The following is a 3047-nucleotide window of genomic DNA, read 5'->3' on the forward strand; positions in this document are numbered from 1 at the left end:
GCCGCCGTCGCCGCGCGGCTGCGCTGGCCCAGCAGCAGCGCGAGCGCATCGGCCAGCGCCTCGCAATTCTCGCCATGCGCGGGATCGCAGCCGAGCAGCTTGGTTGAGACGGCCTTGGGGCTGCCCTCCTTGGTCCGCACCAGGCCGATCATCTCGGGCAGCAGCGCGGCGCGGCCCGCGGCGTCGGCGTCGAGGAAGCGCGCGATCCGGTCGGCATGATCGAGGCCGGTCTTGGTGCCCCAGGCGAGATTGGCGGCACGGATCGCCCGCAGGCCCGCGCAATCGAAGGTGCTGCACTCCTCGGCGATCCGCGCTTCGATATCGTCGAGCCAGACGTCCAGCGCGGTGCGCACGCGCGCCTCGATGCCTTGCCGGCCGCCCAGCTCCGCCATCGCCTGCGGCGCGCGCGCGCAGGCCTTGAGATAGTTTTCGGCCTTCTCCTCGCCGAGCCGGCGGCTGAGCGTCTGCACGTCGGCGATCAGGCCGAGATCGCTGCCGCGCTCGGCCTCGACCAGCAGGCGCCCCAACGTCTCGCGCGCCAGCGCCGCCTCCGCGCGCCCTTCGAGCGGACGGAAGCCGGGCACCAGCCCCGCCTCGGCCGGAAAGGCGGCGAGCAGGGTCTGCGCGAAGGCGTGGATCGTCTGGATGCGCAGACCACCGCCGGGCGCATCGAGCACGCGCGCGAACAGCCGCCGCGCCGCGCGCACCGAGGGCGCGTCGCGCGCCTCGCCCAGCGCGAACAATTCCTTTTCGAGCTTGTTCTCGGGCATCCGCACCCAGCTCGCCAGGCGCGCCTGGATACGATCGGCCATCTCGGCGGCGCCGGCCTTGGTGAAGGTGAGGCAGAGGATCGCGGCGGGATCGGCGCCGCTCAGCAGCAGCCGCAGCACGCGCGCGGTCAGCACATGCGTCTTGCCCGTTCCCGCCGAGGCTGAAAGCCAGACCAGCCGCTCGGGATGCGACGCATCGGCCTGCGCGCCGCGCAGCAGATCGAGCGGCTTGATCCGGCCGCTCATTCGGCCGCTCCCGAAGGCACGCGGCCATACCATTCGTCGAGCCGCATGAGCTGGTCGTAATCGCCATAGGGCGCATGTTCGGGATGGAGCTTGGCGGTGAACGGCGCGTCGCCGAGCAGCCAGCGCTGCGCGGCTTCCTCCAGCACGCGCGCCGATCGCGCGGTGAAATCCTCGGGCGGAATGCCGCGCCCCTGGCGATCGATCTCGGTCGGCGAGCGCATATGGCCGAGCGTGTCGTTCCGCGCGGCGAGCGACCAATATTCGAAGCCGCTCGGTACGCCCCCCACGCCCTCGAACCCGCCGCGCTCGGCGATCAGCCCGAGCAGGCCGAGCTGCATCGAATAGCCTTCCTCCACCGCGCGCGTGCTCGGCGGCTTGCCCGTCTTATAGTCGACGATCGCGAGGCCGCCGTCGGCCAGCCGGTCGATCCGATCGGCGGTGCCGCGCAGCGTCAGGCCGTCAATCGCGATCTCGCCCTTGATCTCCGCCGCGATCGGGTGACGGCCGGCGGCGGCAAGTCCGGCGGAATAGGCCGCGATCCAGTCGATCGCCTCCAGCAGGCGCGGCGTCCACATCGCGCGCAGCACCGGATGCGCGGCGGCGGTGCCGAGCAAAGCCTCGGCGCGCGGCCTGAGCCTCGCCGGATCGCACCCGTCCTCCCGGAACCAGGCGTCGAGGATCGCATGCACCGCCGTACCGCGCCATGCCGCGCTCGGATCGGCATCGACCGCGTCCCAGGCGCGCAGCCGCAGCATCGCATCGGCGTAGAAAGCGAAGGGATCGGCCTTGAGGCGATCGAGCTTGGTCACCGCGATCGCGCGCGGTCGATCGGCGATCGGCGGCGCGGGCTCGGGGCGGAGCGCGGGCGATTGCGGCCCGCCATCGTCGATCGCCTGCGCCCAGCGGCTGAGGGCGTTGCGCCGCTTGAGCCCCCCCGTCATCGCCTCCAGCCGCAGCCAGAAGCGCGAGGCGATCGTCGGCGCGCGCGCATCGCGCCGCGCGCGGGTCAGCAGCACCTGGGGGCTGCCGAGCGCCGCGGCAAATTCCTGCGCCTCGACGCCGATCCGCTCCTCCAGCCCCGGCAGGCCGAGCGCGGCGCGGATCGCGGGCGCGAGCCAGGGATCGGGCGCGGGCAAAGCGGGCCACACGCCCTCGTTGAGCCCCCCCGCCACGATCAGATCGGCGCGCTGCAACCGTGCCTCGATCAGGCCCCAGATCGAAATGCGCGGGTGCCCGCCCTGCGGCGGCCGTACCGCCACCCCCTCCAGCGCCGCGCGCAGGAAAGCCGGAAAGCCTTCGAGCGAGATCGATCGCGGCCCCTCGCCCGCCGCATCCTCCAGCCCGGCGACGAGATCGGCGGCGGCGCGCCCCGCCGCGCGCGACCATGCGGCGTCCCCGGCGAGTTCAGTCGCCGCCGCGCGTATGCCGCCGAGCAGGCCCGCCAGCGAAGGCGTCCGGTCGATCGCCGCCAGCGTGGTCAGCAGCGGCAAGGCGTCGTCGTGCCAGAAACCGAGCGCGGCCTTGCGATCGCGCGCCTGCCACCCGTCTCCCTCGGCGAGATAGGCGCCGATTCCCGCCAGCCCCGGCGCGGGACGCGGCCCACGCAACGCGCGATCGAGCAGCCGCACGCCGTCCAGCCACGCCAGGCGCTCGTCCCCGGCGCGGACCAGCGGATGCTTGAGCAGAGTGAGCAGCGCGACCGGCGCGAAATCCTCGGCCAGCACGTCGGCGATCGCCAGCAGCAGCGTGCCCGGCGCCAGCAGCGAGAGCGGCCGTCCGGCGCTGTCGTCGGCCTCGATCCCCCAGCGCGCGAGATGCGCCGAAACGCGCGTGGCGAGCCCGCGATCGGGAGTGACCAGCGCGGCGGTGCGCCCGGGCTGCTCGATCGCCTCGCGCAGCGCCAGCGCGATCGCCTGCGCCTCCGCCGCCGGCGTCGCAAATTCGGCGGCGCGCACGCCGGGCAATTGCCGTTCCCGCGCAGGCAGGGAGCGCCAGCGATCGGTAAAGGCGGCGGGCGCCATCGCATGGCCG

The 3047-nt window shown here is 73.7% G+C and carries 2 protein-coding genes; both read right to left on the bottom strand.

Annotation, left to right across the window (positions count from 1 at the left end; translation table 11 throughout):
* Positions 1–1016, bottom strand: a 1016-nt coding sequence (locus tag HUU94_RS11150; protein WP_174275151.1) for a UvrD-helicase domain-containing protein, incomplete at its 3' end; no start/stop codon positions are given.
* The coding region (gene addB / locus HUU94_RS11155) for a double-strand break repair protein AddB (protein ID WP_174275152.1) at positions 1013–3047 on the bottom strand (2035 nt) is incomplete at its 5' end. The genes addB and HUU94_RS11150, both read right to left, overlap by 4 nt.

Source organism: Sphingomonas bacterium (assembly GCF_903644055.1).
Classification (GTDB): Bacteria; Pseudomonadota; Alphaproteobacteria; order Sphingomonadales; family Sphingomonadaceae; genus Sphingomonas_I.